Annotated in this window: 17 protein-coding genes; 9 read left to right on the forward strand and 8 right to left on the reverse strand. The window is 64.2% G+C overall.

What is annotated here, in order from left to right; all coding sequences use genetic code 11:
* Window positions 1-118 precede the first annotated feature (118 nt).
* The 4 genes from gltB (at window position 119) to C515_RS0104065 (ending at window position 8,887) form a co-directional block, all read left to right on the forward strand.
* The gene (gltB, locus tag C515_RS0104050) at window positions 119-4,552 is read left to right on the forward strand and encodes a glutamate synthase large subunit (RefSeq protein WP_028454486.1); all 4,434 of its coding nucleotides are present in this window, start codon (window positions 119-121) and stop codon (window positions 4,550-4,552) included.
* 139 nt (window positions 4,553-4,691) lie between these two features.
* Entirely contained in the window at window positions 4,692-6,104 is a 1,413-nt protein-coding gene (locus C515_RS0104055) for a glutamate synthase small subunit GltD family protein (protein WP_028454487.1), read from the forward strand.
* A 240-nt stretch (window positions 6,105-6,344) separates the two neighbouring features.
* Window positions 6,345-7,820, forward strand: a complete 1,476-nt coding sequence (locus C515_RS22280) for a tetratricopeptide repeat-containing diguanylate cyclase (RefSeq protein ID WP_051304611.1) — start codon at window positions 6,345-6,347, stop codon at window positions 7,818-7,820.
* Window positions 7,817-8,887, forward strand: coding sequence for a tetratricopeptide repeat protein (locus C515_RS0104065; protein ID WP_043648024.1), 1,071 nt, complete (start codon window positions 7,817-7,819; stop codon window positions 8,885-8,887). The genes C515_RS22280 and C515_RS0104065 overlap by 4 nt, the downstream gene beginning before the upstream one ends.
* Before the next feature lie 566 nt (window positions 8,888-9,453).
* On the opposite strand, the gene C515_RS0104070 is transcribed toward C515_RS0104065, so the two are convergent.
* Window positions 9,454-10,503: a tetratricopeptide repeat protein gene (locus tag C515_RS0104070; RefSeq protein WP_028454489.1), complete on the reverse strand. Its 1,050-nt coding sequence runs from the start codon at window positions 10,501-10,503 to the stop codon at window positions 9,454-9,456.
* Window positions 10,504-10,608: 105 nt separating this feature from the next.
* Between C515_RS0104070 and C515_RS0104075 the strand changes: the two genes are divergently transcribed.
* The 3 genes from C515_RS0104075 to phoU all read left to right on the forward strand — a co-directional run bounded on the left by C515_RS0104075 (window position 10,609) and on the right by phoU (window position 13,014).
* Window positions 10,609-11,214, forward strand: coding sequence for a MarC family protein (locus tag C515_RS0104075; protein ID WP_028454490.1), 606 nt, complete (start codon window positions 10,609-10,611; stop codon window positions 11,212-11,214).
* 295 nt (window positions 11,215-11,509) lie between these two features.
* On the forward strand, window positions 11,510-12,166 hold the full coding sequence (rpiA, locus tag C515_RS0104080; RefSeq protein ID WP_028454491.1) for a ribose-5-phosphate isomerase RpiA: 657 nt from the start codon (window positions 11,510-11,512) through the stop codon (window positions 12,164-12,166).
* A 137-nt stretch (window positions 12,167-12,303) separates the two neighbouring features.
* The gene (gene phoU / locus C515_RS0104085) at window positions 12,304-13,014 is read left to right on the forward strand and encodes a phosphate signaling complex protein PhoU (RefSeq protein WP_028454492.1); all 711 of its coding nucleotides are present in this window, start codon (window positions 12,304-12,306) and stop codon (window positions 13,012-13,014) included.
* Window positions 13,015-13,201: 187 nt separating this feature from the next.
* Here phoU and C515_RS0104090 read toward each other — a convergent pair whose 3' ends face one another.
* Together C515_RS0104090 and C515_RS19440 are read right to left on the reverse strand one after the other, a co-directional pair.
* On the reverse strand, window positions 13,202-14,077 hold the full coding sequence (locus tag C515_RS0104090; protein WP_028454493.1) for an AEC family transporter: 876 nt from the start codon (window positions 14,075-14,077) through the stop codon (window positions 13,202-13,204).
* A 125-nt stretch (window positions 14,078-14,202) separates the two neighbouring features.
* The gene (locus tag C515_RS19440; protein WP_051304612.1) at window positions 14,203-15,432 is read right to left on the reverse strand and encodes a PilT/PilU family type 4a pilus ATPase; all 1,230 of its coding nucleotides are present in this window, start codon (window positions 15,430-15,432) and stop codon (window positions 14,203-14,205) included.
* Between the two features lie 206 nt (window positions 15,433-15,638).
* Between C515_RS19440 and C515_RS0104105 the strand changes: the two genes are divergently transcribed.
* Window positions 15,639-16,838, forward strand: coding sequence for a hypothetical protein (locus C515_RS0104105; RefSeq protein ID WP_144290333.1), 1,200 nt, complete (start codon window positions 15,639-15,641; stop codon window positions 16,836-16,838).
* Window positions 16,839-16,910: 72 nt separating this feature from the next.
* On the opposite strand, the gene prfA is transcribed toward C515_RS0104105, so the two are convergent.
* The 3 genes from prfA to murB all read right to left on the reverse strand — a co-directional run bounded on the left by prfA (window position 16,911) and on the right by murB (window position 20,494).
* A complete protein-coding gene (gene prfA, locus C515_RS0104110) occupies window positions 16,911-17,987 on the reverse strand; it encodes a peptide chain release factor 1 (protein ID WP_028454495.1) in 1,077 nt (358 codons plus the stop codon).
* A gap of 109 nt (window positions 17,988-18,096) precedes the next feature.
* Entirely contained in the window at window positions 18,097-19,350 is a 1,254-nt protein-coding gene (gene hemA / locus C515_RS0104115; protein WP_028454496.1) for a glutamyl-tRNA reductase, read from the reverse strand.
* Between the two features lie 127 nt (window positions 19,351-19,477).
* The gene (gene murB, locus C515_RS0104120; RefSeq protein WP_028454497.1) at window positions 19,478-20,494 is read right to left on the reverse strand and encodes a UDP-N-acetylmuramate dehydrogenase; all 1,017 of its coding nucleotides are present in this window, start codon (window positions 20,492-20,494) and stop codon (window positions 19,478-19,480) included.
* Window positions 20,495-20,745: 251 nt separating this feature from the next.
* Here murB and C515_RS0104125 point away from each other — a divergent pair, with 251 nt between their 5' ends.
* Entirely contained in the window at window positions 20,746-21,489 is a 744-nt protein-coding gene (locus C515_RS0104125; protein WP_028454498.1) for a substrate-binding periplasmic protein, read from the forward strand.
* A 13-nt stretch (window positions 21,490-21,502) separates the two neighbouring features.
* On the opposite strand, the gene C515_RS0104130 is transcribed toward C515_RS0104125, so the two are convergent.
* On the reverse strand, window positions 21,503-22,048 hold the full coding sequence (locus tag C515_RS0104130) for a hypothetical protein (RefSeq protein WP_028454499.1): 546 nt from the start codon (window positions 22,046-22,048) through the stop codon (window positions 21,503-21,505).
* Window positions 22,041-24,806: a phosphoenolpyruvate carboxylase gene (gene ppc / locus C515_RS0104135; RefSeq protein WP_043648033.1), complete on the reverse strand. Its 2,766-nt coding sequence runs from the start codon at window positions 24,804-24,806 to the stop codon at window positions 22,041-22,043. The genes C515_RS0104130 and ppc overlap by 8 nt, the downstream gene beginning before the upstream one ends.
* Window positions 24,807-24,995: the final 189 nt, after the last annotated feature.

A 24,995-nucleotide genomic window follows, 5' to 3' on the forward strand; every position in this document is an offset into this window, starting at 1 on the left:
GCAAGGCTTGCGGGTTTTTCCTGATTGCCCCGCCGCCGGGACTTCCGGTTGCGGGGTAGCACCCATTGCAGCTAGAATCAAGCCCTTTCGCTTGATTTTCCGCAAGGGTGTCTCAGAAATGGATAGACAGAGCTGGTTGCAGGGCACACTGTACCGCCCCCAGTTTGAGCAGGACAGTTGCGGCTTCGGTCTCATCGCGCAGATGGATGACAAGCCGAGTCACTGGCTGGTTTCCACCGCGATTTCATCGCTGGCTTGCCTGACGCACCGCGGGGCGGTAGCCGCCGACGGCAAGTCGGGCGACGGCTGTGGCCTGCTGTTTCGCAAGCCGGACGGCTTCCTGCGTGCCGTGGCTGCAGAAAACGGCTACACGCTGGGCGCCCTCTATGCCGCCGGGCTGGTATTCCACAGCGACGACGCGTCGCTGGCCAATCTGCGCACCGCCATCGAGTCGCAAGGCCTGGTTTGCGCCGGCATCCGCGATGTACCGGTGAATATCGAAGCATGCGGTGAATCCGCACTGCGCATCTTGCCGAAGATCAAGCAGGTGTTCGTCAACGCCGCTGACGGCATGGACGACGTGGCCTTCTCCCGCAAACTCTACCAGGCCCGCCGCCTAGCCGAGAAAGCCAACCAGTCCGATGCGGCTTTCTACATCCCGACGCTGAACCCGCACGTGCTGTCCTACAAGGGCCTGGTGACACCGGACAACCTGCCGGTGTTCTATCTCGACCTGAAGGACGAGCGCTTCGAATCGTCACTGGCCGTCTATCACCAGCGCTTCTCGACCAATACCTGGCCGCAGTGGAAGCTGGCACAACCGTTCCGCTTCCTCGCGCACAACGGCGAAATCAACACCGTCCATGGCAACCGCAACTGGGCCAAGGCGCGTGAAGCCATCCTGGCGACCGACAATCTCGACATGGACGCCATCCGTCCCATCGTGCAGACCGATGGTTCGGATTCGATGTCGATGGACAATATGCTCGAAGGCCTGATCATGGGTGGCGTGGACGTCTTCCGCGCCTTCCGCATGCTGGTACCGCCGGCATGGCAGAACGTTGACACCAATGACCGCGACCTGCGCGCCTTCTACGAATACAACTCGCTGCACATGGAGCCGTGGGACGGCCCGGCCGGCATCGTCTGGGCCGCTGGCGACTACGCCGGCTGTGCGCTCGACCGCAACGGCCTGCGCCCGGCGCGCTATGTGATTACCAAGGATCGCCACATCACCATCGCTTCTGAGATCGGCGTATGGGGCTACAAGCCGGAAGACGTGGTCAAGAAAGGCCGCGTGAAGCCGGGCCAGATTGTCGCGGTGAACCTGAAGACCGGTGAGTTCCTCGACACCGAAACCATCGACAATCAGCTCAAGAACGCGCAACCGTACCGCGAATGGCTGAAGTCCGAGGCCAAGCACCTGGAAAACGCCGAGGACAAGGCGCCGCTGGAAGCGTGGAGCAAGGGCGAGCTGCTGACCTATCAGAAGCAGTTCCAGCTGACCTTCGAAGAACGCGACCAGATCCTGCGCGTGCTGGCCGAAGCCGGCCAGGAAGCCATCGGCTCCATGGGTGACGACACCCCGATGGCCGTGCTCTCGCAGAAGGTACGCTCGCCCTTCGACTACCTGCGCCAGCAGTTCGCCCAGGTGACCAACCCGCCGATCGACCCGATCCGCGAAGCGATCGTGATGTCGCTGAACACCTGTTTCGGCCCGGAGCGCAACCTGTTCGAAGACGCGCCGCTGCACGCCAAGCGCATCGAAGTGTCTTCGCCGGTACTCTCCACCGACAAGTTCGCGACGCTGACCTCGCAAACCGACCAGGACTTCAAGTCGCAATCGTTCGACATCAGCTTCGACGCTGCCGCCACCACGCTGAAAGCAGCCGTGGAAAAGCTCGCGGCCGACGTGCTGGGCGCCGTGCGTGACGACCAGGTCGTGATCGTCGTGCTGTCCGACCGCAACATCGCCAAGGGCCGTCTGCCGATTCCGGCGCTGTTTGCCGTAGGCAGCGTTCACCACGCGCTGGTGAACGCGGGCCTGCGCTGCCGCACCAACATCATCGTGGAAACCGCCACCGCGCGCGATCCGCACCACTTCGCCTGCCTGATCGGCTATGGCGCGACCGCCGTGCTGCCGTACCTGGCCTACCACACGATTGCCGAGCTGATCGAGCTGGGCCAGATCAGCCTACCGCTGGAAAAGGCCGCCAACAACTTCCGCAAGGGCATCAACAAGGGTCTGATGAAGATCCTGTCGAAGATGGGCATCTCGACCATCGCCTCCTACCGCGGCGCCCAGCTGTTCGAAGGCGTGGGCCTGGGTCAGGAAGTCGTCGATCTGGCGCTGTGCGGCACCGTATCCCGCATTGGCGGTGCGAACTTCGCTGACTTCGAGGAAGACCAGGCCAAGCTCAACAAGCTGGCCTTCAACCCGATGCGCCCGATTGCGCAGGGTGGCCTGCTGAAGTACGTGTTCGGCGAGGAATACCACGCCTACAACCCGGACGTCGTGATGCAGCTGCAAAAGGCTGTGCAGGGTGGCGACTACCAGGAATACCAGAAGTACGCGGAGCTGGTGAACACCCGTCCGGTCGCCATGCTGCGCGACCTGATGCAGCTGAAGATCGATCCGGCCAAGTCGATTTCCGTTGACGAAGTCGAGCCGCTGGAAAGCATCATCAAGCGCTTCGACTCCGCCGGCATGTCGCTGGGCGCGCTGTCTCCGGAAGCGCACGAAGCGCTGGCCGAAGGCATGAACCGCCTGGGTGGTCGCTCCAACTCCGGCGAAGGCGGCGAAGATGCCGCGCGCTACGGCACCATCAAGATGTCCAAGATCAAGCAGATCGCCTCGGGCCGCTTTGGTGTCACCCCGCACTACCTGGTCAACGCCGAAGTGCTGCAGATCAAGGTAGCGCAGGGCGCCAAGCCCGGTGAAGGTGGCCAGTTACCGGGCGACAAGGTCTCCCCGCTGATCGCCAAGCTGCGCTGTTCCAAGCCGGGCATCTCGCTGATCTCCCCGCCGCCGCACCACGACATCTACTCGATCGAAGATCTGGCCCAGCTGATTTTCGACCTGAAGCAGGTCAATCCGCAGGCGCTGGTTTCGGTCAAGCTGGTGGCCGAGCCGGGCGTGGGCACGATTGCTGCCGGCGTGGCCAAGGCCTATGCCGACCTGATCACCATCTCCGGCTACGACGGTGGCACCGGCGCATCGCCCTTGGCCTCCGTGAAATACGCCGGCTCGCCGTTCGAGCTGGGCCTGACCGAAGCACAGCAGGTGCTGCGCGCCAATGGTCTGCGCGGCCGCGTGCGCGTGCAGGCCGATGGTGGCCTGAAGACTGGTCTGGACGTCATCAAGGCGGCCATCATGGGCGCCGAGAGCTTCGGCTTCGGCACCGGCCCGATGGTGGCGCTGGGCTGCAAGTTCCTGCGCATCTGTCACCTGAACAACTGCGCGACCGGTGTCGCCACCCAGGAAATCAAGCTGCGCAGCAAGTACTTCATCGGCCTGCCGGACATGGTGGTGAACTACTTTACCTTCATTGCTCGCGAAACCCGCGAGTGGATGGCGAAACTCGGCGTGCGCTCCTTCGAAGAACTGATCGGCCGCACCGATCTGCTCGAACTGCTCGACGGCCAGACCGGCAAGCAGGAAAAGCTGGAACTCGACGTACTGCTGAGCCAGGGCGACATTCCGGATTCGCAGCCGCGCTTCTGTGTGGAAAGCTCCAACCCCTCGTTTGACAAGGGCGAGCTGGCCGAAGAAATGGTGCGCGACGCCATTGCCGGCATCAAGAGCAAGACCCCGCAAAAACTGGAATACAAGATCCGCAACATCCACCGCTCGATCGGCGCGCGCCTGTCCGGCGAAATTGCCAAGGCACACGGCGCCGACGGCCTGCCGGATGATTGTCTGACCATCAAGTTCACCGGCTCCGCCGGCCAGTCCTTCGGCGTGTGGAACGCCAAGGGCCTGACGCTGAAGGTCGAAGGCGATGCCAACGATTACGTCGGCAAGGGCATGTCGGGTGGCAAGGTCATCGTATACCCGCCGAGGGATAGCGGCTTCAAGAGCAGCGATGCTGTGATTGCGGGTAATACCTGCCTGTACGGTGCAACCGGCGGCGAGCTGTTTGCTGCCGGCATGGCCGGTGAGCGCTTCGCCGTGCGCAACTCGGGCGCTACGGCGGTTGTTGAAGGCGTGGGCGACCACGGCTGCGAATACATGACCGGCGGTGCGGTGATCGTGCTGGGCGAAACCGGCTACAACTTCGGCGCGGGCATGACCGGCGGTTTTGCACTGGTCTACGACCGCAGCGAGAAGTTTGCCTACCGCTACAACAACGAACTCATCGATATCAACCTGATCAATGGCGAGGCCTACGGCGCCGTTCGCGCCTATCTGCGCGAGAAGCTGGAAGCCCACCTGAAGTACACCGGTTCGAGCCGTGCGGCCGAACTGCTGGCCGACTTCGACGAAGCGGTCGACTACTTCTGGCTGGTCAAGCCCAAGGCGGCCAAGCTCGACGATCTGCTGAAAGATTGATGGCGTGAGGTGTGAGGTGTGAAGTGTGAGGGGAAAACCGCACACCACCTCATGCAACAAAAGGATGAGTAAAGGAGCGAAGGGCTGGATTGAGGCACGCCTCACACCGCCCCCCTCACTCCTCACAGAGGTTAAACCAATGTCTGACGTATTCCAGTTTCTGAATCTGGCGCGCAACCCCGGTGAAAAAGTCCCGGTGGAAAAGCGCAAGTTCATCTTCAAGGAAATCTACGAGTCGCTGCCTTCCGAGGAGGCCAAGGATCAGGCTGGCCGTTGCCTGTCCTGTGGCAATCCCTACTGCTCGTGGGAATGTCCGGTGCACAACTACATCCCGCAATGGCTGCAGCTGGTCAACGAGGGCAAGCTGTTCGAAGCGGCCGAGCTTTCGCACAAGACCAATTCGCTGCCGGAAATCTGCGGCCGCGTCTGCCCGCAGGATCGCCTGTGCGAAGGTGCGTGCACGCTGAACCAGGGCGGTTTTGGCGCGGTAACCATCGGCTCGGTGGAAAAGTACATTACCGACGAAGCGTGGAAGGCCGGCTGGCGTCCCGACCTCTCCGGTCGCGAATGGACCGACAAGAAGGTTGCCGTCATCGGCGCCGGCCCGGCCGGTCTGGGCTGTGCCGACATTCTGGTGCGCAATGGTGTGAAGCCGGTGGTGTTTGACCGCTACGAAGAAATCGGCGGCCTGCTGACCTTCGGCATCCCGGAATTCAAGCTGGAAAAGGAAGTCGTCCAGCGCCGTCGCCAGATGATGGAAGAAATGGGCGTCGAGTTCCGCCTGAATACCGACATCGGCAGCGACATCAGCATCGACGAGCTGCTGCGCGACTACGACGCCGTGTTCATGGGCATGGGCGCGTACAAGTACATGAAGGGCGGTTTTGACGGTGAAAACCTGCCGGGCGTGCTGGAAGCCCTGCCCTTCCTGATCAACAATGTACGCAACTCGATGGGCACGCTGGGCGACGAAGCCTTTGTCTCGATGAAAGACAAGCGCGTGGTGGTGCTGGGCGGTGGCGACACTGCGATGGACTGCAACCGCACGTCGATCCGTCAGGGTGCCGCTTCGGTCATCTGCGCCTACCGTCGTGACGAAGAAAACATGCCGGGCTCCAAGCGTGAAGTGGCCAACGCCAAGGAAGAAGGCGTCGAGTTCCAGTGGAACAGCCAGCCGGTCGGCATCGAGCAGAATGCCGATGGCTCGCTGAAACTGAAGCTGGTCACCACCGCACTGGGCGCGCCCGACGAGAAGGGCCGTCGTCGTCCGGAAGTGGTGCCGGGCTCCGAGCGCGGCATCGACTGCGATCATGTGATCGTGGCCTTCGGCTTCCAGGCCGAGCGCCTGTCCTGGTTCGACGCCGCCAACGTGGCGACCGACGACTGGAACCGCACCGTGGCGCCGTTCGCGCAGCAGTTCAAGCACCAGACCAGCAACCCGAAGATCTTTGCGGGTGGCGACCAGGTGCGTGGCGCCGATCTCGTGGTGCGTGCCGTCTACGAAGGCCGCCAGGCTGCCGAAGGCATTCTGGAGTTTCTCGGCGTGTGGTAATCCCCCAGCCAGCCAGCACGACACAAAGGAAAACCCTGCCCCGGCAGGGTTTTTTCTTGGGTATCTACCCACAGCCAAAGACAGGAAAGGGCTACAACCACATACCCAGGCAAGCCACTCAAGACCTGGCGAACTTTGGCTGCGTCGCCGCCATAATTGCGGCCCTGCCCCTTGTTTGGCGTCTGGCACAGGCGCATCATCTGGCAAACACGACACTGACCCGCGCTGACACCCTAAGCAATGCACTACACGCCCGCTGCCACGGCCCACCTGGCCGACCCGCAAGCCGAAGACCTGCTGGCCTCCGCCGATGCTGCACTGCTGCGCGGCGAGCGTATCCAGCCGGCACTGCAGCAGTTGCGCGCGCTGGAAAGGGGTCGGGAAGACATTCCCCTGCTGGCGCGGATTGCCCTGCTGGAAGGCCGGGCCGCCGCACAACAGGGCAAAACACGCCGCGCCCTGCAGCGCTGGCTGGATGCGCAGGCACTGGCGCAGGAATGCGGCGAGGCCGGCCTGATTGCCGAAAGCTGGCTGTACATCGGCAACAGCCACCGCGAACAGGGCGATGCCAGCACGGCGCTGCGGCTGCATGAGCATGCGCTGAGCCTGCTGGCCAGCGGCGGTCACGCCCGCATGCAGGCCATGTGCCTGCTCGCGCTGGCGGCAGACCTCGTCATGCTGGAAGCACCGCAGGCCGCACGGCTGGCCATCCATCGCGCCGAGCATTTCCTGCCGGCCCTGCCGGCAAGCTGCCTGACGGCCTGGCATGAACAACTGGCGGCCCTGCATCTGGCGCTGGGCAGCCTGGCCGCCGCCGTCAGCGAGCTGCGCGCGGCCTTGCCGGGGCAGGAGCGGCCGGCGCGGCTCGCCACCCTCGTCCGCCTGGGTGATCTGGCGCTGCGCCAGCAGCAGTACCCCGAAGCGCTGGCACTGCTGCGCGAGGCGGCCGAACTGGCCGGGCAGGGCGACAGCCCCCTGCATCAGGAACTGAACAGCCTGCTGCTCGATGCACTGGAACACAATCACTGCCATGCCGAAGCGCTGGCGCTGCTGCAGGGCATGCTGGCAAGCCAGCCGCCGCGCAGCGGCCTGCGGCGCACGGGTCGGCTGGCGGCGCTGGAGCTGAAACTGCAGCTGCTGACTTCGGAACTGGAGCTGAACCAGTTGCGCGTCGAGGCCGAGGCCGAGCGCCAGAAACTGCAGCTGCTGGAAACCAGCGCCTATCGTGATGCGCTGACCCAGCTGCCCAACCGCAATTATCTGAACGAGCGCCTGCCCGAGATGCTGGAAATGGCGGCGACCGGCCTGCCGCTGAGCCTGCTGCTGATCGACATCGATGGCTTCAAGGCCATCAACGAACGCTTTGACCGCGAGCTGGGCGACCGCGTGCTCGTCCAGCTGGCCGGCTTTCTGGAAGCCAGCTACAGCGACACCACCCTGCTGGCGCGCGCTGGTGGTGAAGAATTCGCGCTGGTGCTGCCCGGCGTCAGCAGCGACATTGCGTTGCGCCTGGCCGAACAGATCCGCCAGCGCATTGCCGGTGGCGACTGGCAGACGCTGCAAGCCGGGCTATCCGTCACCGTCAGCATCGGGCACGCAGCCTACCAGGCCGGCGACACGATGGACATCCTGCTGCTGCGCGCCGATCTGGCGCTGTTTCTCGCCAAACGCGAAGGCGGCAACCGCGTGGCCGACGGCGAGGCCGATCCAGCATGATGGACCCGGTCACCCTCCTGCAGGCCGAACTGGCGCCGCTGGCCCGCGAGGCCGCACACGGTTCGCCGAAGTCGCCGCGCGTCATCGACAAACTGCTGCAGCGTGCGCTGCTGCTTGATTACGGCCCGCTGATCGCGCTGGCGCAGGTCACGCTCGGGCATGCCTGGCAGCATGTCGGCCAGTTTCGCCTGGCCCAGCAGGCATTTCGCCTTGGTGCCGAACGCTATCATCAGCACGGTGACGAGCACGCCCGCATCGAGGCCCTGGTCGAACTTGGCCGTTCGCATTACGCCGCCGGCTCCGCCACGCGCGCGCTGGACATCTGGTCGCGCACGCTCGAATATGCGCGCGCCGCGCACGACATGCGCAATTGCGCGCGCATCTGCCTGGGAGTGGGCCAGCTGTATGTGGCGCTCGCCGACCATCCCCGCTCGCTGCGCTATCACGAACTGGCCCTGCGCCTGGCGCGCCCGCTGGGCGACGAGCATCTGAGCTGCGAGGCGCTGCTCAACGTCGCCGGCGACGCCTACCGCTGCGGCGCCTACGAGCGCGCGCTGACGGTGCTGGCCGAGGCCGAAACGCTGTTGTCCGGCCCGGTGCAAAACCGCGTCTGGGCGGCCGAAGTAGTGAATTACCGCGGCCTGATCCACCACGCCCAGGGCGAATACACCACCGCGTTGGCCGAGCTGGATGTAGCCTTCACGCTGCATGACGACAACGACAATCTGTGGGGACGCGCGCATGCCCTGCTGGCACTGGGCCGTACCCAGCTGGCCCTGCATGACCGGGACGGTGCGCGTCATCATCTGGAAGCGGCGCTCGAACTCGGTCAGCAAAGCCAGATCGCCTCGCTGGTCGCCGCCGCCGCGGGCGAGCTGGCCGGACTGGCGCAAGCCGGGGGCGATGCCCGGGCTGCGCTGCGCTATCTGCGCCTGCAGTGGCAAGAACACGCACAAAGCCGGCAGCAGGCAAGGCCAGCGAGACGGCAGCCAGCCCATTCGCAACGCCTGCTGCAGCTGGAGGCCAGCAGCCGCCAGCTCGCCGTGCAGCGCATGCTGCTGGGCTGAGCGCGGCCACTGGCCAGGCCGCCCGCTCGCCCCGGTAACACCCGGGCCTGATCAGAACCTCTGCTCTGCAAACCCAAAAAACCTACCTGATTAAGTCATTTCTTCAGGAAGCAAGGTTTTCAGCGCCTGCGGCGCAGCGTTTTCATGCCGGGTGTGCCCGGCGGCACGTCAGGGGGCTTGTCTTGCCAAGCCCCCCGACACCCCCAAGGCGCGCCCGGCCAGCCGCCCCGCTGCGCGGGGTACCTTGCGATGCTCGTTTTTCCGGGGGCGCGGGACAACTCGGGCTGCGCCCTCAAACACGTCCCGCACCTGATCCCGGAAAACCTGCGCTTCTCAGCGGCTTACAGGGCAGATCCTACTAAGCAGCGACTTTATTTCTCAGACTTCCTAGGGGATAGACAACAACCAGGAAACTGATTGAAGCACAGAGGGCACTGCGGCAGCAAAACCCGAGAAATGCCGCTGATGTGCGCACGCTTTTCGCGGTATTCACCGTGTCTCTGTGCTTGATCTGGGATTTGCCGGGAAGCCTTGCCAATCAGCAGCCCGGTCAGCCTTGCCGACGCTCAGCCCGCAGCGGGCTCCGTGCCCAGCACGAATTCGCGGCCCAGCGCATCGGCCAGCATCTGCAGGTGGTGCTGGCGCGCCTCCTGCTCGATGCGCCCCTGCAAAAGGCTGGCACGCTCGCGCAGGAGCTGGAATTGCACCTCCTGACCACAGACCCAGGCGTAGACGCTGGCCTGCGCGGTCAGCCGGGCTTCGACCTGGCGCAGGCCGTCACTGCGGGCGATCAGCAGGCCGCGATTGACGGTTTCCAGCGCGGCGGCTGCATCGCCGCGGCGGAACTGCACCTCGGCGAGCCCGCCCAGTATATTGGCCTCGCCCCAGTGATACGGCGTATCGACCAGCGTCTCCAGCGCGTTTTCCAGCAAGCCCTGCGCCGCATCCAGTTCGCTGGCGTGCAGCTCCAGCTCGGCCAGCCGCCACAGCGTTTCGGCCGCGTGGTGCGGAAAGCCACCGCGCTGGCAGATGCCCAGCGCTTCGTCGAGCGCCACGCGCGCCTCGTCCAGACGATCCAGTTTCAGCAGATTGGCGCCCAGATTGATCTTGATGACCGAGCTCAGATAATCGTCCTGCTGCCCAAGCAGCAGCAGATCGGCGCGGCGGTGCAGCGCCACCGCGCGATCATTGCGGCCAAAGGCATCGCAGATCTGCCCCAGGCCCACCAGCGCCAGCGCGCGGCTGCGCCACAACTCGGGCAGGCCGTCGCTCAGGCGCAGGCTGGGCTCCCAGGCGTTGAGCGCTTCCGGATACAGGCCGCGCGTGTAATAGCAGCGGCCGATCTGCTCCAGCAATTCGGCCTCGGCGGCGCGCAGCCCCAGCTTGCGCGCCAGCACCAGCGCCTCCTTGATGATGCTGATCGCGGTGCCGGTTTCACCCAGCTGGTCTTCGATATAGGAAAGCTTGAGCGCGGCCTGGATGAAGGCCGGCTCGTCCACCTGCCGCGCCTCTTCCAGCAGCTGCAGGCAGCGGCGCTGGGCATCGGCCGGCTTCGTGAACAGTTCGGCGTCGATGCTGGCGAGTTGGGCGGCAAAGCGTGGCGTGGGCGTCATCATCGTGTCATGTCGCGGACATGGTTCAGCATGACATATCCCCCGCCACAGCGCACCCCTGAGGATAGCCCTTATTCCGCGCGGGCAGCCGGGCGCTACACTGTCCGCATGGACTCGACCAGCTTTCTCTCCGCCTTCATCCTGCTGCTGATGGTCACCGACCCGTTTGGCGGCATTCCGCTGTTCGTCTCGCTGATGAAGCAGGTGCCGCGCGAGCGGCGCACGGCGATGATTGCCCGCGAGGTCAGCGTGGCCTTTCTGGTGCTGTTCGCCTTCATGTTGTTCGGCGGCAAATTCCTGGCGCTGATGCACCTCTCGCAAACCTCGCTGGGCATCGCCGGCGGCGTCATCCTCTTCCTGATCGCGCTGCGCATGGTGTTTCCGCGCCCCGAAGGCGTGTTTGGCCACGCCGGCCATGGCGAGCCCTGGATCGTGCCGCTGGCGATTCCGCTGCTCGCCGGCCCCTCGGCGCTGGCAACCGTACTGCTGCTGGTGGCGCGCGACCCGGATCGCCTGTGGCACTGGGTGGGCGCGTTGCTGCTGACCATGCTGGTCTGCGCGCTGACGCTGGCCTTCTGCGAAAAGATCAGTCGCGTGCTCGGCGAGCAGGTCACCGCCGCCTTTGAGCGGCTGATGGGGCTGATCCTCACCGCCATCGCCGTGCAGATGCTGCTCGACGGCATCCGCGCCTGGCTGCTGACGCTGCCAAGCTGATTACCCACAACCCTATATCCATATAGTCATTCAACAAAAATGGCTGCAGACATATACCTACCAGAAAAACCAAAAACCCAACGCAGAGGCACAGAGGCGCAGAGAAAAACAATGGAAGATTTTGTCTTCCTTTGCGTCTCTGCGCCTCTGCGTTGCAAGGTTTTCTGCGTTCTTGTTTGAGTGAACGGTATCCCACGCCTTTGACGCGCGGCAAGCCGCTGGCCGCCAGTCGGGCTACAATCGCTGCGCAATGAGGCCGCGCCGCTGCCTCGCCCGGGTTTGCAGGAGAATGAGCATGAACCAGAACGAACTGAAAGAAGCCGTAGGCCGCGCCGCCATCCAGTATGTGCCCGATGACTGCATCGTCGGCGTGGGCACCGGCTCGACCGCCAACTACTTCATCGACGCGCTTGGCGAAATCAAGGGGCGCATCCAGGGCGCGGTGTCGTCATCCGAGGCCAGCATCGCGCGGCTGAAAAAGCACGGCATTCCCGTCTTCGACCTCAACGCCGTCGACCGCATCCCCGTCTATGTCGATGGCGCCGACGAGATCAACCGCCAGCTGCAGATGATCAAGGGCGGCGGTGCTGCGCTGACGCGCGAGAAGATCGTTGCGGCGGTGGCCGAGCAGTTCGTCTGCATCGCCGACGAATCCAAGCTCGTCGATGTATTGGGCAAATTCCCGCTGCCGGTCGAGGTGATTCCGATGGCGCGCTCGCATGTCGCACGCGAGCTGGTCAAGCTCGGCGGCCATCCGGCCTACCGCGAGGGTGTGGTGACCGACAACGGCAACGTCATCCTCGACGTGCATGGCCTGCAGATTACGGAAGCCAACAAGCTGGAAAGCGCGATCAATGAAATCGTCGGCGTCGTCACCAACGGCATCTTCGCGCACCGCCGCGCCGACATCCTGCTGCTGGGCACCGCCAGCGGCGTGAAAACCTTCAAGTAAGGCAGCCTGCGCTGCTACACTGCGCTGAACGGGGGCCGCCAAAGGCCCCCGTTGTCACGCCGGGCCTTCGTGACTTGCAACACAAATGCAATACTTCCCTGCTATTGTGGCGCCCTTACCCTGCCGGAGATACGCGCATGTCCGAACACATTTCTAAAGTATTTGACGCCGAACTGGAAGCCATCCGTTCGCAGGTGCTCGGCATGGCCGGCCTGGTTGAACAACAGGTCCGCCAGGCCATGGAAGCCCTGGCCACGGGCGATTCCGCCATCATCAGCCAGGTGATCGAGCAGGAAGACCAGGTCAACGCCATGCACACCAAGCTGGACGACATGTGCGTACACATGATCGCCCGCCGCCAGCCCGCCGCCAGCGACCTGCGCCTGGTGATGGCCGTGATCAAGTCGGTGGAAGACCTGGAACGCGTGGGCGACAAGGCCGCGCGGATCTGCCAGCGCGCCCGCACAATTTTCGAAGGCGGCAAGCTGCAGGTGCCGCGCCTGCATGACCTCAACCACATCGCCAATCATGCGCTGGGCATGCTGGCGCAGGCGCTCGATGCCTTCGCCCGCATGGATGCGCTGACCGCCAGCGAGGTCAAGCGCCTGGACACCCAGCTCGATACCGAATACCGCGCGCTGAACCGCCAGCTGATCACCTTCATGATGGAAGACCCGCGCACCATCACGCTGATGCTCGACATCCTGTGGATCGCCAAGGCCATCGAGCGCATCGGCGACCTGTCGGTCAGCGTGGCCGAGCAGGTCATCTATCTGGTGAAGGGCCGCGATGTGCGCCACATGAGCCAGGAACAGGTCGACGCCGTCGCCCAGGGTGAGCGCGGCTAAGTCGTGTGAGGTGTGAGGTGTGAGGTGTGAGGTGTGAGGTGTGAGGTGTGAGGTGTGAGGTGCAGCATACCCACCACCCGATACACATCAAACCAGTATCTTTCCTTGGCCTCAAGCAGATACCCAGCAAAAAGCCGTCGCTTGCGACGGCTTTTTGCATGCGGACCCACTCCTCACTCCCCGCCCCTCACCCCATCCCCAGCGCCAGCCCCAGCGGCACGAAGATCAGCGACAGCAGCGTTCCCGCCACGACAATGGCGGCAACCAGCTCCGGGTCCTGCCGGTATTGCTCGGCGAACAGGTAGTTGATCACCGCCGGCGGCAAGGCGCCGTAGAGCAGCAGGATGCCGGCCTGGGCCGGAGCGAAATCCCAGAGCGCAACGCACACCCAGGCCAGCGCCAGCCCTGAAGCCGGGCAGAGAACGCCGGCGAGCAGGCCGTCGCGCCAGCGGCTGACGCGAAACTGCGCCATGCGCACGCCCAGCGCGAACAGCATCAGGGGTATGGCCATGGAGCCCACCATCTCCATGGGCTTGAATAGCCATATCGGCATGGGTATCGAGAGGCCTTGCACGGCTAGCCCAGCAAGCAGCGCCCAGACCATGGGCGTATTGATGACACTGAGCAGCGCCGCTTCGCGCTTGAACAACCGCACGCCCAGCGTGAAGTGCAAAAGACTGAGATAAACGAAAACCACGACCGCCGACGAGAAATGCTGCGGACCAAAGGCAAACAGCCACAGCGGCAGGCCCATATTGCCGGTGTTGGTGAACATCTGCGGCACGACAAAGGCCGGGACGTTCAGCCGCAGCCGCCTTGCCAGCAGCCACGCCGCCAGCCCGCTGCCCAGCGTCACCAGCGTCACCGCCGCCAGCAGCGGCAGGTCGGCGCCCCAGTGCACCTCGCGCTGCGCCATCGCGGTAAACACCAGCAAGGGCGAGAGCAGCTCGACATTGAGCCGGTTCAGCGCGGTGAGATCGATGGGCCGACTGCGCGCATACAGCCAGCCGAGCACGGCGATCAGCAGCACTGGCGCGATGATGGTGAAGATCTGGTAGGGCATGGGGCCATCCGGACAGGGCAAGCCGCCAACTTAACACGGGCAGGCGCGCGACCGCGTGACAGCGCGTAGTTCCGCTGCGCAAATCCCTGCGCGATTTGCGCAGCGGCATCGTCACCTGCGCAGGATCAGCCGCCGGCCGGCTTCCCGGCCCCTTCCGCACCTTCTGCCTCGCCCTCGCCGCTCTCTTCTTCCTCCGGCTCCTCGTCGGCGATCAGGCTCAGCGAATCGAGCCGGCTCGCCGCGGCGCCCGCGCTTTCCTCGACCTTGCCGCGCTTGCTTTCCAGCTTGATCTTCAGGCGCAGCTCGTTGAGCGAATCGGCGTTGCGCAGCGCGTCTTCCATGCCGATCTTGCCGGCCTCGTAGAGCTCGAACAGCGCCTGGTCAAACGTCTGCATGCCCAGCTCTTTCGACTTGGCCATGATGCCCTTGATCGCACCGATGTCGCCCTTGAAGATCAGGTCGGCAATCAGCGGCGAATTGAGCATGATCTCGATCGCCGCGCAGCGGCCCTTGCCGTCCACCGTCGGAATCAGGCGCTGCGAAACGATGCCGCGCATGTTCAGGCTCAGGTCCATATAGAGCTGCGGATGGCGCTCCTCGGGGAAGAAGTTGACGATGCGCTCGAGCGCCTGGTTGGAACTGTTGGCGTGCAGCGTGCCCATGCACAGGTGGCCCGTTTCGGCAAAGGCCAGCGCGTATTCCATGGTTTCCTTGTCGCGGATTTCGCCGATCAGGATCACGTCGGGCGCCTGGCGCAGCGTGTTCTTCAGCGCGGCGAACCAGTTGTGCGTGTCGCGGCCGACCTCGCGGTGGGTGACCAGGCAGTTCTTGCTCTTGTGCACGTATTCAACCGGGTCTTCGATGGTGATGATGTGGCCGTAGGAATTGCGGTTGCGGTAATCGACCATGGCCGCCAGCGTGGTCGACTTGCCCGAACCGGTGCCACCGACCAGCAGCACGAGGCCGCGCTTGGCGCTGACCACGTCTTTCAGGATCACCGGCAGGCCCATTTCGTCGAAGTCGGGAATCTTGGTGGTGATGGTGCGCAAGACCATGCCGACCTTTTCCTGCTGCACGAAGACATTGACGCGGAAACGGCCGATGCCGGGCGGGCTGATGGCGAAGTTGCACTCCAGCTCTTTCTCGAATTTGGCGCGCTCGTCCTCGCTCATCAGCGCATACGCCATCGCGCGCGTCTGCTCGCCGTTGAGCTTGTTCTGGCCCACCGGGGTGAGCTTGCCGTGGATCTTCATCGCCGGCGGAAAATCATCGGAAATGAACAGATCGGACGCATGGTGCTGCAGCATCATCTGCAGCAGCTGGGTCATGAATTTCTGGGCTTGTTCGGGCAGCATGCGGTCTTTCCTGCGAAGCGGGTGCGAGAGGATGCCTTTATGGGTAGCAGGCGGCAAGGGAAAGGCAAGCGCATCAGGCCTGGCAGCCCGAACACCTGGCTTGTCGTCTTGTCCGTTTCGCGTTTTGCACCATCCCGCACCGGCATTGCTTGCCGGCCCTGTCAGCGCGTGGCAGGCTAGTGCATCTTGCCAACGAACTCCCCTCCATGCCCTCCCCCTTCCGTTTTCCCGGCCCCTGGCAAACCCTGTTGCTGCTGCTGTTCCTGTTGGGGACGCCGGTTGCGGCCTTTTTGATCAATGCGCAATTCGACGAGCCGCTGCACCCTGTCACACAGAAGTGGCTGGACTGGCAGCTCCCTCCAGTTCCGGCCAACGAGAACGGATATGTCGATCTGGTCGCACTGAAAGCCACTGCGCCAGATCGCCTGCGACTGGCCGCGGCAGCACTGGCGCGGCAGGCCGAGATCGCCAGCCTGGCTGGCGGGGATCACGCCAAGCTCTATGTCGAAGCGTTCAAACCATTGCAGATCCAGAACCAGCAGATCAGGTTACCGGAAGGGCTCTGCGGCAAGGATGCCACGCAATGCCTGCCCGCCCTGCGCGAACACGCCGCCCTGCTGCAAAGCCTGCGCGCAGCACACCTCGAGCCGCTGCAACGCTATCAACAGATGCTGTCGCGCCCTGCCTATGCGGAATTGCTGCCACCGGACCTGACTGTGCCGATTCCGGGATATGCTTATCCGATGCAGCTCAGCAAGCTCAACGCCAGCCAGATCGCCGATCTGGCAGCAGCGGGGCAGTTCGACGCCGCGCTGGCCTTATGGAATAAGGAGCAGCAATTCTGGCTGCGGGCGGCCCATGGCTCACGCACACTGATCAACCTGATGGTAGCGGCTGCGGGGCTCCGACGCGGCACACTGTTGCTTGCCGATCTACTCGACGCCTACCCGCAACTGGCAACGACTGAGCTGAGTGCTACCCGCAGGGTGCTCGAAGAGAGCCTGCAGCTGCAACCGCTCTTGCTGCGAGAGGCAATGTACGTATTCCAGGGGTGGGCGTACATCATTCGCCATCCAGAAGTGAACGTCCCGGCAGGCAAAGAGCTGGAGTCCGGTGACAAGGCGCTGCTGAGCATGATCAAGCCCAATGCATCGCTCAACCTCGAGCAGCGGCTGCAGCAGAAAACCCTGCAACGACTGGGGATTCAGATTCCGCCCGCGCTAGCCAACAACAAGGCGGAAGCAGAATCCACCTGCGACAGTGAGCGCCCCTGGCTGAGCTTCAACAATCCGGGCGGAAAGCTGCTGGCCTGCATAGCCGAGCCGGATTTCAGCAGCGACCGTGACCGGCTGGCCGCCGTCGAAAAGGACAGCCAGACCCTGCTGAACCGGCTGAAGGCAAAATAAATCCGTGTCGTTAAACAACAAAGCCTCCTTGCGGAGGCTTTGTCGTTCAGATCGCCACCATGCTCGCGACAGTCAATCACCCAACTGCGCCAGCAGCTCGGCCTGCTGCTCGTTGATCAGCGCCTGCGTCAGCTCGTCCAGATCGCCGTCCATGATGAAGTCGAGCTTGTAGAGCGTCAGGTTGATGCGGTGATCGGTCATCCGGCCCTGCGGGAAGTTGTAGGTGCGGATGCGCTCGGAACGGTCACCCGAGCCGATCAGGCTCTTGCGCTCGGCGGCTTCCTTGGCCTGGATTTCGCGCAGCTGCGCATCCTTGATGCGCGCGGCGAGCACGGCCAGCGCACGTGCCTTGTTCTTGTGCTGGCTGCGGTCGTCCTGGCACTCGACCACGATGCCGGTCGGCAAATGAACGACGCGTACCGCCGAATCGGTCTTGTTGATGTGCTGGCCGCCCGCGCCACTGGCACGGAAGGTGTCGATGCGCAGCTCGGAAGGGTTGATGTCCACCTCGCCCACTTCATCGGCCTCCGGCATCACGGCAACGGTGCATGCGGACGTGTGGATGCGGCCCTGCGTTTCCGTCACCGGCACGCGCTGCACGCGGTGGCCGCCCGATTCGAACTTCAAGCGCGAATAGGCGCCGAAGCCGGCGATGCGCGCGATGATTTCCTTGTAGCCACCCAGATCGGATTCATTGGCCGACATGATCTCGACCTGCCAGCGGTTGCGCTCGGCGTAGCGCGAATACATGCGGAACAGGTCGGCGGCGAACAGCGCCGATTCGTCACCACCGGTGCCGGCGCGGATTTCCAGAAAGATATTGCGCTCGTCGTTCGGGTCTTTCGGCAGCAGCGCCTTTTGCAGCTCGATGTCGAGCTCTTCGATGCGCGTCTTGCCGGCCGCGATTTCTTCTTCGGCCATGTCCTTCATGTCCGGATCGGCGAGCAGTTCCTGCGCGGTAGCGAGGTCGGCTTCGACCTGGCGGAACTGGTGGTACAGCTCGACGACCGGCGTCAGTTCCGCATGCTCGCGCGTGAGCTTGCGGTACTGGTCCATGTCGCGCGTGGCGTCTTCGCTGGACAAGAGCATGCCGACTTCTTCAAGACGGTCGGCAAGCTGGGCCAATTTGGCGGCAATACTGGGTTTCATGCTTCTTTTACCTTCAAAACCTCAACGCAGAGACGCAGAGGCACAGAGAAAACCCGTTTCGCTCTGCGTCTCTGCGCCTGTGCGTTGGGTGTTCGTTTGGTCCAGCCCGCTAATCCGGATCGTGCAGGCGGTACAAGCGCCGCACCGTCTCGACCAGCTCGGCCTGCTGCTCGCCCTGGGCGGCGTTGAGCGCGGCCAGCGGCGCGTGCAGGAATTTATTGCTTATCTGGCGCGCGAGGTCTTCCAGTACCTGCTCGGCATCGGCGCCTGCGGCAAGCTGCTTCTTCGCGCGTTCCAGCTCCTTGCGCTGGATGCGCTCGGCATGGTCGCGCAGCTCACGGATGGTCGGCACCAGCGCGCGGCCGGCCAGCCATTGCTGGAACTCGCCCAGCCGCTCGGTGACCATGGCTTCGGCCAGGGCCGCCTCGCTTTGCCGAGACTCCAGGCCCTCGCGGACCACTTCGGCCAGATCGTCAACGGTAAAGAGATAGACATCGTCGAGCTGGGCCACCTCAGCCTCGACATCGCGCGGCACGGCCAGATCGACCATGAACACGGGACGATGCTTGCGGCGCTTGATTGCCCGCTCCATCATGCCCTTGCCGACGATGGGCAAGGCCGACGCGGTCGAGCTGACCACCACATCGAATTCGGCGATGCGCTCGGGCAAGTCCTTGAGCAGCATCGCCTCGCCGCCGTAGCGGCTGGCCAGCGCCGCGCCGCGCTCCAGCGTGCGATTGGCCACCACCAGCGCTTGCGGCTGCTGCGCATGAATGTGCGTGGCGCACAGTTCGATCATTTCGCCGGCGCCGATCAGCAGCACCCGGCATTCGGCCACGGAGGGGAAAATCCGCTCGGCCAGCCTGACCGTCGCGGCGGCCATCGACACCGAGGCGGCGCCGATGCGCGTCTGCGAGCGCACATCCTTGGCCACGGCAAAGGCGCGCTGGAAGAGGCCATTGAGCAAGGTGCCCAGCGTACCGGCATCGCGCGCCACGCGCTCGGCGTCCTTCAGCTGGCCGAGGATCTGCGTTTCGCCCAGCACCATCGAATCCAGCCCGCAGGCGACGCGATAGGCATGGCGCACGGCTTCTTCGCCTTCCAGGCGGTAGAGATAACCATCCAGCTCGTCCGGCTGGCGGTGGCGCAGCTGCGCCAGCCAGTGCGCCACGGCATCGCCATCCTCGGCATTGCAGTAGAGCTCGGTGCGGTTACAGGTCGAGACGATCATGGCCTCGTGCACGCCGGGGGCATCCACCAGTTGCTGCAGGGCGCCACCGAGCTCGGCCGGCCCGAAAGCCAGCAGCTCGCGCACCGCCAGCGGGGCGGTGTGGTGGTTCAGACCCAGCACAATCAGTTTCATCGGGACGAGCGCAAGCGAAAACCTGCGATTGTAACCCGAAAGCGGCAAGGCTAGCACCGGCAAAGGAAGACCTTACCGATAAATCAAGCACTTAGACTCGATCAATGTTTCGTGAGCATGCTGCCCGCTACCACCACACCGGTTCGGCTTCCAGCCCGACGCCAAAGCGCTCGCGCACCGCGGCCTGCACGGCCTGCATCAGGCGCGTCACGTCGGCGCCGATCGCACCGCCGTGGTTGACCAGCACCAGCGCCTGCTTGTCATACATGCCGACCGGGCCGAGCCGGCGCCCTTTCCAGCCGCACTGCTCGATCAGCCAGCCGGCGGCAAGCTTCATCGCCCCGGGGCCGGCCGGATAGGCGACCAGCGCCGGATACTGTGCCAGCAGGGCCGCGTGCACGGCGGCCGGCACAACGGGATTCTTGAAAAAACTGCCGGCATTCCCGATGACGGCCGGGTCGGGCAGCTTGCGCTGGCGCACCTGCATCACGGCCTGCGCGACGCCCTGCGGCGTGCGCGGCAGGCCGGCCTCGGCCAGCTCGCGTTCGATGTCACCATAGGCCGTATTGGGGCGGTGGTTTTTCGGCAGGCGGAACACCACCTCGGCAATCAGCCAGCGCCCGGCCTCTTCCTGCTTGAACACGCTGTCGCGGTAGCCGAAGCGGCAGTCCTCCTGCGTGAAACGGCGGATTTCGCCGCCATCCAGCGCATAGGCGGTCAGCTCGGACAGCAAGTCGCGGATTTCGGCGCCGTAGGCGCCGATATTCTGCACCGGCGCGGCGCCGACGGTGCCGGGGATCAGTGCCAGGTTTTCCAGCCCGCCCCAGCCCTGCGCCAGTGTCCACAGCACGAAATCGTGCCAGTTTTCGCCACCGCCAGCCGCAACATACCAGGCGGCCTCATCTTCACGCAGCAGCCTGCGCCCGCCGATTTCATTCTTGAGCACCAGGCCCGGCACGTCGCCGCCCAGTACCAGATTGCTGCCGCCGCCCAGCACGCGACGCGACAGTCCGGCCACGCGCGGGTCGGCCAGCACGGCCTGCAGGCTGGCGTGTGAGTCGATGCGCGCCAGCCATTGCGCACGCGCGGCCAGCCCCAGGGTGTTGCAGGCTTGCAGCGAAAAATCGGGAATCAGTTCAGGCATGAGGCGCCGCCGTAAGACAAAGCAGGATTATCGCTCAGCCGGCCAGCGGGCGCGACCCCAGGCCGTCGCCCCACGCTGTTGGGCACCCCAATACCCATACATGCATAGACCTGTAACCCAATCTGATAATAGGCTGCATGCATATACCCATCAGATACCATTCAGGTGACCGGCCAACGGCCAGCAGGCCGCCGTCCTGCAGGATCGGCTATACCTGAAAGCAGGCCTTTCGCCCCCTCGATGCCGATGCCATGCCGCTGTTTCGCCGCCTTGCTGCCTCCTGCAGCGCCCTGCTGTTCTGGCTTGGCCCGACCCAGGCGGCGGAGCTGCGCGCCTACACTGAGGAGTTCCCGCCCTTCAATTACCGCGACGGCGAGCGGATCAGCGGCTATGCCCACGAGCTGCTGCTGCGCATCGCCCGCGAGGCGGGCATCAGCGTGGACGTCATCCTGCAACCCTGGCCACGCGCACTGCAGAGCAATGAGCGCGATGCGAACAGCCTGCTGTTCACCACCGTGCGCACGCCGCAGCGCGAGCAGAAATACCGCTGGGTCGGGCCGCTGGACAGCTGCGACATCGAGCTGCTGAAACTCGCCGGCCGGCGCGACATCCGCATCGTCTCGCTGACCGATCTGCACCAGTACTCCATCGGCCTTCCCGCCGAAGGCGCCGACCGCGAAGTGCTGCAGCCGCTGAATCTGGCACCGGACAAGCTGATTCGCGTCCCCAGTTCGGGCAGCATGGTGCGCATGTTCTATGCAGGGCGCTTCGATCTGGTTTCCGGCATCCGGCTCTCCTACGCCTATCAGGCGCGCCGCCTGGGCCTGCCGGCCGAGCAGGTCGAATCGGCCTGGCTGCTGAAAAAAGGCTACGGCTGCTATTACGCCTTCAACCCGGCCGTCGACGACGCGCTCTACCAGCGCTTTGCCGCCGCCTTCGCCACACTACTGCAAAATGGCGAAGTCGCGCGGCTGCGCGACAGCTATCTGCACTGAGGCGCTGCCGCTCTCAGGGCCGGTTGCCCAGGTGCCAGCGGGCGCAGTACCACTTCACCTGCTCTTCATTGGTGCCGACCACCGGCACCAGCACGCTGCCGAATTTCGAGAGATAGCGCGGGTAAGGCCCCGGCAGGGCGACGAAGCCGTAACCGAGCCGCTCCTCGATATTGGCCTTCACATCCACCAGCCGGCCCTTGAGCAGGGCCCCGACCATGCGCACGCCGGACTCGGGCACTTCGGCCCAGACTTCCAGCGTGGTATTGCCGGCCAGCTCGGCCTTTTGCGCATCGAACCACTCCGCCTCACCCCAGACGCGCAGCGGCTGCCCCAGGTACTGGCGGAAATAATTGCGCCAGTAATCGGGCGACCACTCGCTGCGGCAGGACAGCTGGGCTTCCATCTGGTCGCCAAAATGCGAGGGAACGGCGGCGCCCAGCGTGCCGGACAGCGCCAGCACACAAAAAAACAGGGGCCAGCGCACCTGCGTGCGCGAGCCCCCGTTGTGGCGATCCGGCAGGGGCTGGCCCTGCCGGTGTGCCTTGCCCTGCTTAGCCACTGTTGCGCAGACCGGCGGCAATGCCGTTGATGGTCAGGTGGACAGCGTGGGCAACTTCCTCGCTTTCATCGCCACCGCGCATGCGCTTGAGCAGCTCGACCTGCAGGTGGTTCAGCGGGTCGAGGTAAGGCAGGCGATTGGCGAGGCTGCGCGCCAGCATCGGGTTGTCGCCGAGCAACTCGTCATGGCCGGTGATGGCCAGTACGGCGTCAACGGCGCGCTGCCATTCGTCCTTGATGCGGCCAAACACGCGCTGCGCCAGCTGCTGATCATGCACCAGCTCGGAGTAGCGCGCGGCAATCGCGATGTCGGACTTGGCCAGCACCATTTCCATATTGGAAATCGAGCTGGTGAAGAAGGGCCAGGTCTTGTAGTGGTGACGCAGGGTTTGCAGGCCTTCGTCGCCGGCTTCCTTCAGGTAGTCGGCAATCGCGGTGCCGAAACCGTACCAGCCCGGCAGCATCAGCCGGCATTGCGACCACGAGAAGACCCACGGAATCGCGCGCAGGTCGGCGATGCTGTTGGTGGCCTTGCGCGCCGAGGGGCGCGAACCGATGTTCAGGTTCGGAATTTCGCCGATCGGCGTGGCTTCGCGGAAGTAGGTCACGAAATCGGGTGTGGCGTACACCAGATCGCGGTAGGCCTGGTAGGCACGCACCGACAGGCGCTCCATCAGCGCGCGGCGCGGTGTCGGGTCGAAATCGGCCGGGCACGGCGGCGGGAAGCTGCCTTCCAGCGTCGCGGCCACCAGGATTTCCAGGTTGCGGCGGCCCACTTCACGGTCGGCGTACTTGGCGGCGATGACTTCGCCCTGCTCGGTAATGCGGATCTGGCCATTCACGGAACCGGCCGGCTGCGCGAGGATGGCATCGTAAGCCGGGCCACCGCCACGGCCGACGGTACCGCCGCGACCATGGAACAGGCGCATCTTGAAGCCGAACTTGTTGAACACATCCACCAGCTTCAGCTCGGCCTTGTACAGCTCCCAGTTGGAAGTCAGGTAGCCGCCGTCCTTGTTGGAGTCGGAATAGCCCAGCATCACTTCCTGCACGCCATCGCGGCAGGCCAGCAGCTGGCGCCACTGCGGAATGCTGAACAGCTCGGTCATGATGACGTCGCTGCCGCGCAGATCGGGGATGGTCTCGAACAGCGGAATGATGTTGACCTTGCTGCGCACCTGGGGCGCCAGCGATACGAGGCCAACGTCGTTGAGCAGCACAGCGACCTCCAGAATGTCGGACACCGAATCGCAGTTGGAGATGATGTAGTTCGGCAGCACTTCCTCGCCGTACTGCGCCTGGATCTCGGCGGCGGCCTTGAGGATGTTCAGCTCCTTCTGCACGTCTTCGCTGTATTCGACGTCGTACGGGCAGATCAGCGGACGCGGGCTGGCCAGCTCGCGCAGCAGCACCACGCGGCGGGAATGCTCGTCCAGCGACAGGTAGTCTTCCAGGCCGGCACGGTTGAACAGTTCGGAAACGATCTTCTCGTGCATGCCGGAATGCTGGCGCATGTCGATCGGCGCCATGTGGAAACCGAACACGCTCACCGCGCGCTGCAGGCGGCGCAGGCGGCCGCCGGCAATCTTGGCGGCGCCATGGGCCTTCAGCGAGTTGGCCACCACGGCCAGATCGGCCGCAAGCTCCTGCGGCAGCTCGTAGGGCGCGGCGTGCGCCACATCGTGCAGCGTGTGGTGGAAGGTACCGATCTTGGCGGCAGTGGCGAACACGCGTGCACGGATCGCGGACAACGCCAGGCGATACGGCTCGCCGCCACCCTTGCGCGCCACGTCTTCGGTCGCCTGGTCGGCGAGCTGCTGCAGCGACTGGTCAACCTGCACCAGGCGCGCCGACATCGACAATTCGTTTTCCAGCTTCTGGCATTGCTGGTAGTAGTAATCCAGCACCACGCCGGCCTGGCGCGATACCGCGTACTTGAGCACCTCGGCGGTCACGAAGGGGTTGCCGTCGCGGTCGCCGCCAATCCAGCTGCCGACATGGATGAAATTCGGCAGTTCGACCTGCTGGCCGGACAATTCGGAGAGCTGGTCTTCCAGGTCGATGTAGAGGCGCGGAATCTCGTGCAGGAAGGTATTGCGGAAATAGGTCGAGCCGTTCTCGATCTCGTCCTGCACCTTGAGCTTGAAGGTGCGGATTTCGCGCGTCTGCCACAGTGTCTGCATCACGCGCTCGAGCGCGTCCTGGTTGGCCTTTTCCTCGTCCGGCGTCATCTGCACACGATCACGCTCGGTCAGCAGCTCGGCCAGCGCACGGTGGCAGTCAAGAATGGTCTTGCGCTTCACCTCGGTCGGATGCGCGGTCATCACCGGCGCGATCAGGGTTTCATTCAGCAAGCCCAGGATGTCGGCCGGCTTGATGTTGCGGGCGGTCAGGTCGCTGATCGCGGAGGCCAGGCTGCCGCGCTGCGGGCCGGAACCCTTGATCTTGTGGGCGCGACGACGGCGGTTGTGGTGCAGGTCTTCGGCGATGTTGGACAGGTGCGAGAAGTAGCTGAACGCACGCACCAGCGAAATGGTGCTGTTGAGTTCCAGCGAGGACAGCGTGCGGGACAGGGCCTGGCCCGCCGCCGCATCGTGCTCCTGCACATAGCGCACGGCCATGGCACGAATGGATTCGATCTGATCGGAAGTCAGGGCACCCGCCTGTTCGCGGATGGTGTCAGAAAGCAGCTCGGCGAGCAGGTCGAGGTCGCGCTTGAGCGGTAGGTCTTTCTCGGCAATCGGTTCGAGTACGGCCATGGCAATCCAGTAAGTTGAAAGCAAAATGGACAAAAATGGCCGACATTTTAGCAGAAGAAGCCCGCCGCGCCCGCGCTTTGATAGGGGATAACCGCCATATTGACCAGCTTTCGCGTTACGAAATTCCGGGGAAACCGGAACGCAGAACGGCGCACGCCCATCAATTCAGAGGTATAGCGCCACAGCCCA

Source organism: Chitinilyticum litopenaei DSM 21440, assembly GCF_000428145.1.
Classification (GTDB): domain Bacteria; phylum Pseudomonadota; class Gammaproteobacteria; order Burkholderiales; family Chitinibacteraceae; genus Chitinilyticum; species Chitinilyticum litopenaei.

Bases quoted from the DNA above. Each gene is read 5' to 3' on its own strand.
- C515_RS19440 (WP_051304612.1), bottom strand. From the start codon at position 15,432: ATGCTGCCCGAACAAGCCCAGAAATTCATGACCCAGCTGCTGCAGATG.
- C515_RS0104125 (WP_028454498.1), top strand. From the start codon at position 20,746: ATGCCGCTGTTTCGCCGCCTTGCTGCCTCCTGCAGCGCCCTGCTGTTC.
- gltB (WP_028454486.1), top strand. From the start codon at position 119: ATGGATAGACAGAGCTGGTTGCAGGGCACACTGTACCGCCCCCAGTTT.
- ppc (WP_043648033.1), bottom strand. From the start codon at position 24,806: ATGGCCGTACTCGAACCGATTGCCGAGAAAGACCTACCGCTCAAGCGC.
- C515_RS0104075 (WP_028454490.1), top strand. From the start codon at position 10,609: ATGGACTCGACCAGCTTTCTCTCCGCCTTCATCCTGCTGCTGATGGTC.
- C515_RS0104055 (WP_028454487.1), top strand. From the start codon at position 4,692: ATGTCTGACGTATTCCAGTTTCTGAATCTGGCGCGCAACCCCGGTGAA.
- phoU (WP_028454492.1), top strand. From the start codon at position 12,304: ATGTCCGAACACATTTCTAAAGTATTTGACGCCGAACTGGAAGCCATC.
- hemA (WP_028454496.1), bottom strand. From the start codon at position 19,350: ATGAAACTGATTGTGCTGGGTCTGAACCACCACACCGCCCCGCTGGCG.
- C515_RS22280 (WP_051304611.1), top strand. From the start codon at position 6,345: ATGCACTACACGCCCGCTGCCACGGCCCACCTGGCCGACCCGCAAGCC.
- rpiA (WP_028454491.1), top strand. From the start codon at position 11,510: ATGAACCAGAACGAACTGAAAGAAGCCGTAGGCCGCGCCGCCATCCAG.
- prfA (WP_028454495.1), bottom strand. From the start codon at position 17,987: ATGAAACCCAGTATTGCCGCCAAATTGGCCCAGCTTGCCGACCGTCTT.
- C515_RS0104105 (WP_144290333.1), top strand. From the start codon at position 15,639: ATGCCCTCCCCCTTCCGTTTTCCCGGCCCCTGGCAAACCCTGTTGCTG.
- C515_RS0104070 (WP_028454489.1), bottom strand. From the start codon at position 10,503: ATGATGACGCCCACGCCACGCTTTGCCGCCCAACTCGCCAGCATCGAC.
- C515_RS0104090 (WP_028454493.1), bottom strand. From the start codon at position 14,077: ATGCCCTACCAGATCTTCACCATCATCGCGCCAGTGCTGCTGATCGCC.
- C515_RS0104065 (WP_043648024.1), top strand. From the start codon at position 7,817: ATGATGGACCCGGTCACCCTCCTGCAGGCCGAACTGGCGCCGCTGGCC.
- murB (WP_028454497.1), bottom strand. From the start codon at position 20,494: ATGCCTGAACTGATTCCCGATTTTTCGCTGCAAGCCTGCAACACCCTG.